Here is a 6,526-nt window from a genome sequence, read left to right as displayed (position 1 = left end):
CGCTGCTGGGGCAACGGCTGGCGGGGGTGCGCGGTGCCCACTGGAGCATGGAGGGACGCGACTGGCACGGGGCTTCCACGCCCGAAACGGTGCGCGAACGCCTCAGCGCTCGGCTCGTTCCCGGCGCGGTGGTGGTGCTGCACGACGCGGGGCCAGGGGCGCGGGTCACGGTGCCGCTCTTACCCGACTTGCTCTCCGACCTTCGGGCGCGGGGCTACCGCTCGGTGCGGCTGGACGCGCTGGACGGGGCAGGGGCGCAGGGCGGGCCGGAACTCAAGCGGCGGGCTTTTACCACTCTGGACACTGTCTTTGACCGTCTGGGTCATATCCGCTATTCGGGTGGGCGGGCCGACAACCTCTTCCGGGTGGGACCAGCCCGCTTCCCCCTGCACGGCATCCGGCTGAACGACGGGACCCCTGTACCGCACGGTGCGCCCGCCGCCGAATTTCATGTCAACAATGCCCTGATCGTGGACATCGGGCCGCGCCGGGCGGTGCGTCAGGGGCCGACCGACTTTGGGGCGCTGGCCCGCGACCTGCTTGACCGCCCCGAACTGCGTGATACCGAGTATATTTTCTGCCTTTCATCGCTGGCCCCGCTGCTGGCGCTGGTCGGCTTTGAGACCCACCCTCTGCCCGCACAGGATGCCCGGCGCTTGCGGGGCTGGGCCGAGGTGTTGCGCCGCGCCTACGGCAGTGCCCAGGGGGCCCAGGAGCCCAAACTGAGCATCCTGAGCCGTCAGCGCTTCGAAGAACTGTTCGCCCGCGATTGAGGGAATGAAAGAGAGGGACAACCATGAACTACGACGACCTCGCGTCCATTTATGACCAGCAGTACGACACCTACCGCGACGACCTACATTTCTACGCGGGCCTGTGCGAACGCGTCGGGGGCCGGGTGCTGGAAATCGGCGCGGGCAGCGGGCGGGTCACGTCTTTTCTGACGCGGCGCGGCGTGCAGGTGCTGGGCGTCGAGCCGAGCAGCGAAATGCGGGCCAGGGCACAGGCACGGGCCGCGCGGGAAGGCGTCACCCTCGACATCGTGGAGGGCAGTGCCCAGACTTTTCGCAGCGACGAACGCTTTGGCCTGATTGTCGCGCCGTTCAATGCGCTGATGCATCTCTACACGCCCGCCGAACAACTGGCGGCGCTGCAAAACATCCGTGCCCACCTCAGGGAAGGGGGGCAGTTCGTTTTCGACCTGTATGTGCCACGTTTTGGGGCCATGAACACGCTGCGGCACGAGGGCGAAACCTTTCACGCGCCGGACGGGTCGCGCACCGACCTCTTCCTCCTCCAGCGCCACGACGCGCCCCGGCAGGTCATCACCACCGAGTATTTTGCCGACACCACCGCACCGGACGGTGGCCTGCGCCGCGCCCACCACACGCTGACGCAGCGGTATTTCAGCCGCTTCGAGATGGTATGGCTGCTGCGCTGCGCGGGCTTTGAAACGCCGCGTGTGACGGGCAGTTTTCAGGGCGGGCCACTCTCCGAAGCCAGCGAAGTCATGGTCTTTCAGGCGCGGGCCGATTCTTCTCCTGCCTGAATGATGCCGACCAATTGGGTTAGTAGCGCGGTGGCCGAGGCCCGGCTGACCCCGACCCGACCATGAAATTCGGCTTCCAGATGTAGGCGCAGGTCTTCTTCCGGGTCGGCGCGGCTGAGCAGGTCCAGCGCCGTGAGCAGCCCGCCCGCCAGCACCGTCAGTTCGTCGCGGGAAAGGTCGAGCGTGACCTGAGCGCCCCTGTCGTCTCGAAGTTGCATGGCCCGACATTAGGGCAGAGTGCGGGCGTTTTCCGTCGTCTGGGTGCCTTTGTTCAGCTTCTGCCCTTGCGTGCCCAGAAGGTCAGCAGTTCGCCGTACATCTGCCCCCGCGCCCGGATTCCGGCCCAGAAGCCGCGCTTCTTCTCCTTGAGCACCTGCCCCACCTGCGGCAGTTCGACATAGTCCCAGCGGGCCTGCGTGGCCTTGAGGTGCGCGGTGATGGCGGGTTCGGGCCAGCGCTCGGTGGCGAGGTGCGGCACGCCCAGCAGCCAGTCGCGGCGGCAAGCCCGCTGTCCGCTGAGGTGCGGCGTCATCTTGTTACCGAAGTCGGACGCGAAGCCGCCCCCCTCGAACACCCCAATGGTCATGTCCTGCGTGCCAGCCAGGACCGGGCGCAGCAGCAGGTCGAGGTGATGACGGGTCAGCCCCTGCAAGTCGGCGTCGAGCATCACCACGTATTCGGCGTCGGTGGCTTGCAAGGCGGCGTAGAGCGCCGGGCCTTTGCCCTGGTTGTCCCGCAGTTCGACCACCTTGGCCCCGGCTTCCCGCGCTGCCTGGGCGGTGGCGTCGGCGCTGCCATCGGAGGCGACCACCACGTCGGGCGTGAGGGTCAGGGCGGCGCGCACCACTTCGCCCACCGTGTCTTCCTCGTTGTAGGCCGGAATGACCACCGCCACCGAGGACGCGGTGAGAGGCGCGGAGACTTCGGGAGACGAAAGGAACTGGCCTGAGGTCATCTGCTTTCTATGCTAAGCGATGACGACGCAGGCGATCGAGAGTGGGCGATGGAGGGCGGTGCAGCGACTCAGTGCTGCGCCTTGCTTTTTCGCGCTTCCAGTTCGGGCGCGTCCTCGCCTGCATGTGGAGCAGGGAGGGGACTGACCAGCGCCCCGTGCATCAGCAGCGAGAATCGGTCTTGCCAGTCGGTCAGCACCTCGCGCTGGGTGCGGTGTCCGCCGTGGATGAGAGACATCAAGCAGGAATCCACCAGCAGCGCCGCCAGAAAACGGGTATCGGCGTCGGCCCGCAGTTTGCCCTGGGCTTTCATGGCGCTCAGCACGGGTTCGACCAGCCCGACCAGCGTCTGTGCGGTCTGCAATTCCTGTGCCAGCGCTCCTCCCGCACCTTCTCCCACACGGCGGCTGAGAACCGCTTGACCGACCGCGCCGACCAAGTGGCGGTAGCGCACGCCCAGGTCAGCCATCCGCGCCGTGACCTGCTGCCAGACGGCCTGCGGCGTCGCGCCACTGCTCAGGCGGCGCAGCGCCTCGGCGCGGGTTTCGCCCACCGTGCGCTCGAAGTGGGCCAGCAGCATGTGGGTTTTGCTGGGAAAGTAGCGGTACAGGTTGGTGCGGCTCACGAAAGCGGCGTGGGCGATGTCCTGGGCACTCACGCTGTCGAGGCCCGTCCGGGCGAACAATTCGAAAGCAGCGCGGGCAATGCGTATCCGCCGCGCTTCGTCCTGCTCCTGACGGTCCACTTTCATGACAGCAGGCAGTTTAGAGGATTTGCCCGAACACAACTGTCTGCTTCGCCCCGCGCTGAGGGAGCTGAGGGAACAGGGCGTCAGACACTCGGACTCCAGTTTGGCCCCCGGAAAATCAGTGCCCAGACAATCAGTGTCAAGTCACTTTTCCCAAAGTATAGCGCCCAATTTGCCGGGCCGCTGTGAGCCTTTTCCCTGACACCGGGCAGACAAAAGGCTAGAGTGGGGTCAGCCGAGAAAGCCGAAGTCACCAGCCTGCGAGCTTTCGCGGCACGAAGGAGCGTGAACTGTGCATATCTACCAGCTCTCGGGACGCAACGTCGAAGTGACCGAAGCCTTGCGTGACTATGTCGAGGAAAAGCTCACCCGACTTGAGCGCTACAGTGACCAGATTACCGACGCCCGCGTGACCCTGACGGTCCGTGACGTTCGCAGCGCCGAGCGGCGCAATCGGGTCGAAGTGCAGATTAACGTGCCGCACGGCATTATCCGCGCCGAAGAACACCACGCCGATATGTACGCCGCCATTGACAAGGCGAGCGACGTCCTCGAGCGCCAGCTTCGCAAGTTCAAGACCCGCTACATGAAGCAGCGGCAAGAGGGCCGCCCCGAACCGCTGCCCGGCCCCGCCGAAGCTGCCGTGCAGCAGGGGCAGGACGACCTGGCCGAGTTCCACCCCGAAATCGTGCGCCAGAAGAAGTTCGACTTGCGCCCCATGTCGGCGGAAGACGCCGTAGTGCAGATGGAAGCCCTCGGACACGACTTCTACGTGTTCAAGGACAACGGGGGCCAGACGGGTGTGGTCTACCGCCGCAAAGACGGGCACTACGGCCTGATTGAATCGAACTGAGCCGCGCATCACGGAGGAGGTCGGAAGCCTGGGGGACGGGTTTCTGGCCTTTTTCCTTGTGCTCGCTGCCCGGATTTTTGTTACCCCCAGGGGCACGTCGGGCCTGAGCAGGTGAGGCACGGGGCGGCGCGTGGCATCATGAATTCACACACGGAGGCACAACCATGACCCATTCCCAGCCTGACCTCGCGCAGTGGAAAGCCCTTGCCAGCAAAGACCTGAAAGGCGGCGACCCCGAAACGCTCAACCGCGAAACCCCCGAAGGCATCACGCTCAAGGCGCTCTACACCCGCGCCGACCTGCCCGCTGACGGCGCAGCCGACACCCTGCCGGGCCTGCCGCCCTTTACCCGTGGCCCCCGCGCCACCATGTACGCCGCCCGCCCCTGGACGATTCGGCAGTACGCGGGATTCTCGACCGCCGAGGAATCCAACGCTTTTTACCGCCGCAACCTCGCCGCTGGGCAAAAGGGCCTCTCGGTGGCGTTCGACCTGGCGACCCACCGGGGCTACGACTCCGACCATCCCCGCGTGGTGGGCGACGTGGGCAAGGCGGGCGTGGCGATTGACTCTGTCGAGGACATGAAAATCCTCTTCGATGGCATTCCGCTGAACGAAATGTCGGTGTCCATGACCATGAACGGCGCGGTGCTGCCGGTGCTGGCGGGGTACATCGTGGCGGGGCTGGAGCAGGGCGCCAAGCTGGAGGAACTCTCGGGCACCATCCAGAACGACATTCTCAAAGAGTTCATGGTGCGCAACACCTACATCTATCCGCCCGAGCCGTCCATGCGGATCATTGCCGACATCATTGAGTACACCGCCAAAAACATGCCGCGCTTCAACTCCATTTCCATCAGCGGCTACCACATTCAGGAAGCTGGGGCCAACGCCGCGCTGGAACTGGCCTACACCCTCGCAGACGGCAAGGAATACATCCAGGCCGCGCTGAACAAGGGCATGAACATTGACGACTTCGCGGGTCGCCTGAGCTTTTTCTTCGGCATCGGCATGAATTTCTACACCGAGGTCGCCAAGCTGCGGGCCGCCCGCCTGCTGTGGAGCGAAGTGGTGGAAGAGTTCGCGCCCAAAAAGCCGATGAGCAAGGCGCTGCGAACCCACTGCCAGACCTCGGGCTGGAGCCTCACCGAGCAGGACGCCTACAACAATGTCGTCCGCACCACCATCGAGGCGATGGCGGCAGTCTTCGGCGGCACCCAGAGCCTGCACACCAACGCCTTTGACGAAGCCATCGGCCTGCCCACCGACTTCAGCGCCCGCATTGCCCGCAATACCCAACTGGTGATTCAGGAAGAAACGGGCATCACCAATGTCATCGACCCCTGGGGCGGCAGCTATCTGATGGAGTCGCTCACCGCTGAACTGGCCGACAAAGCCCGCGAACTGATGAAGGAAGTGGAAGGCTTGGGCGGCATGGCGAAGGCCATCGAATCGGGCGTGCCCAAGCTGAGAATCGAGGAATCGGCGGCCCGCAAACAGGCCAAGATTGACCGGGGCGAGGACGTGATTGTGGGTGTGAACAAGTACCGCCCGACCACCGAAACGCCGATTGACGTGCTGGACATCGACAATGCCGCCGTGCGCGAGTCGCAGATTGCCCGCCTGAACAAAATCAAGGCCGAGCGCGACAATGCCGCCGTGCAAAAGGCATTGGACGCCCTCACCGAATGCGCCCGCACGGGCGAAGGCAACCTGCTGGCGCTCAGCGTAGACGCCATGAAAGTGCGCTGCACGCTGGGCGAAGTCTCCGACGCGCTGGAAAAAGTCTGGGGCCGTCACGCCGCCGAAATCAAAACGCTGTCGGGCGTGTACGCGGCGGGCTACGCGGGCGACGAGAGCTTCGAGAGCCTGCAACACGAAATTGAAGCCTTTGCCGAAGCCGAGGGCCGCCGTCCCCGCATGTTGGTCGTCAAGATGGGTCAGGACGGACATGACCGGGGCGCGAAGGTGATTGCGACGGGCTTTGCCGACCTGGGCTTCGACGTGGACGTAGGCCCCCTGTTCCAGACCCCCGAGGAAGCGGCGCGTCAGGCCATCGAAAACGACGTGCACGTGGTCGGCGTGAGCAGTCAGGCAGCGGGCCACAAGACGCTGGTGCCGCAACTGATTCAGGCGCTACGGGCCGAGGGTGCAGGCGACATTCTGGTGGTCGTGGGCGGCGTGATCCCGCAGCAGGATTACCCGGCACTGCGGGAAGCGGGCGCGGCGGGCATCTTCGGCCCCGGTACGCCCATCTTGACTTCGGCGCGGGAAGTGCTGGGGCTGCTGGTGCGGCGGGGTGAGCAGGCTTAGGGGCTATGGGGCTAGAGCTTCAGCTTTTGGCCCCAACCCCAAACCCCTCTCCCCAGGGGGGACAGGGGCTTAACGCTGGCGCTGTGCAAATGGCGGTCAGTTTGCTGGACT

Annotated in this window: 6 protein-coding genes and 1 pseudogene; 4 read left to right on the top strand and 3 right to left on the bottom strand. The window is 65.2% G+C overall.

The genetic code is table 11. The annotated features are described in order from the left end of the window. Together Q4C89_RS10580 and Q4C89_RS10575 are read left to right on the top strand one after the other, a co-directional pair. Positions 1 to 773: pseudogene (locus Q4C89_RS10580) on the top strand (polysaccharide deacetylase family protein); the annotation flags it as partial. A gap of 23 nt (positions 774 to 796) precedes the next feature. Then, the gene (locus Q4C89_RS10575) at positions 797 to 1,549 is read left to right on the top strand and encodes a bifunctional 2-polyprenyl-6-hydroxyphenol methylase/3-demethylubiquinol 3-O-methyltransferase UbiG (RefSeq protein ID WP_303102577.1); all 753 of its coding nucleotides are present in this window, start codon (positions 797 to 799) and stop codon (positions 1,547 to 1,549) included. On the opposite strand, the gene Q4C89_RS10570 is transcribed toward Q4C89_RS10575, so the two are convergent. The 3 genes from Q4C89_RS10570 to Q4C89_RS10560 form a co-directional block, all read right to left on the bottom strand. Then, the gene (locus Q4C89_RS10570; protein ID WP_303102576.1) at positions 1,519 to 1,767 is read right to left on the bottom strand and encodes a hypothetical protein; all 249 of its coding nucleotides are present in this window, start codon (positions 1,765 to 1,767) and stop codon (positions 1,519 to 1,521) included. The genes Q4C89_RS10575 and Q4C89_RS10570 overlap by 31 nt on opposite strands. A gap of 53 nt (positions 1,768 to 1,820) precedes the next feature. Beyond that, complete coding sequence (locus Q4C89_RS10565; protein ID WP_303102575.1) at positions 1,821 to 2,504, bottom strand: glycosyltransferase family 2 protein; 684 nt, start codon at positions 2,502 to 2,504, stop codon at positions 1,821 to 1,823. 68 nt (positions 2,505 to 2,572) lie between these two features. Continuing rightward, positions 2,573 to 3,253, bottom strand: a complete 681-nt coding sequence (locus Q4C89_RS10560) for a TetR/AcrR family transcriptional regulator (RefSeq protein ID WP_303102574.1) — start codon at positions 3,251 to 3,253, stop codon at positions 2,573 to 2,575. Positions 3,254 to 3,542: 289 nt separating this feature from the next. On the opposite strand from Q4C89_RS10560, the gene raiA reads away from it, so the two are divergent. Continuing rightward, the gene (gene raiA, locus Q4C89_RS10555; protein WP_303102573.1) at positions 3,543 to 4,103 is read left to right on the top strand and encodes a ribosome-associated translation inhibitor RaiA; all 561 of its coding nucleotides are present in this window, start codon (positions 3,543 to 3,545) and stop codon (positions 4,101 to 4,103) included. 164 nt (positions 4,104 to 4,267) lie between these two features. Then, a complete protein-coding gene (gene scpA / locus Q4C89_RS10550; RefSeq protein WP_303102572.1) occupies positions 4,268 to 6,415 on the top strand; it encodes a methylmalonyl-CoA mutase in 2,148 nt (715 codons plus the stop codon). The last annotated feature ends 111 nt before the right edge of the window (positions 6,416 to 6,526 follow it).

Source organism: Deinococcus sp. (assembly GCF_030523985.1).
In the GTDB taxonomy this organism is placed as follows: domain Bacteria; phylum Deinococcota; class Deinococci; order Deinococcales; family Deinococcaceae; genus Deinococcus.
The sequence above is the reverse complement of the archived record's forward strand: the minus strand, read 5'-3'. Positions and strand labels throughout refer to the sequence as shown.

Excerpts from the sequence above, each read along its gene's own strand:
- Q4C89_RS10575 (WP_303102577.1), top strand. The coding sequence starts at position 797 with ATGAACTACGACGACCTCGCGTCCATTTATGACCAGCAGTACGACACC.
- Q4C89_RS10570 (WP_303102576.1), bottom strand. The coding sequence starts at position 1,767 with ATGCAACTTCGAGACGACAGGGGCGCTCAGGTCACGCTCGACCTTTCC.
- Q4C89_RS10565 (WP_303102575.1), bottom strand. The coding sequence starts at position 2,504 with ATGACCTCAGGCCAGTTCCTTTCGTCTCCCGAAGTCTCCGCGCCTCTC.
- Q4C89_RS10560 (WP_303102574.1), bottom strand. The coding sequence starts at position 3,253 with ATGAAAGTGGACCGTCAGGAGCAGGACGAAGCGCGGCGGATACGCATT.
- scpA (WP_303102572.1), top strand. The coding sequence starts at position 4,268 with ATGACCCATTCCCAGCCTGACCTCGCGCAGTGGAAAGCCCTTGCCAGC.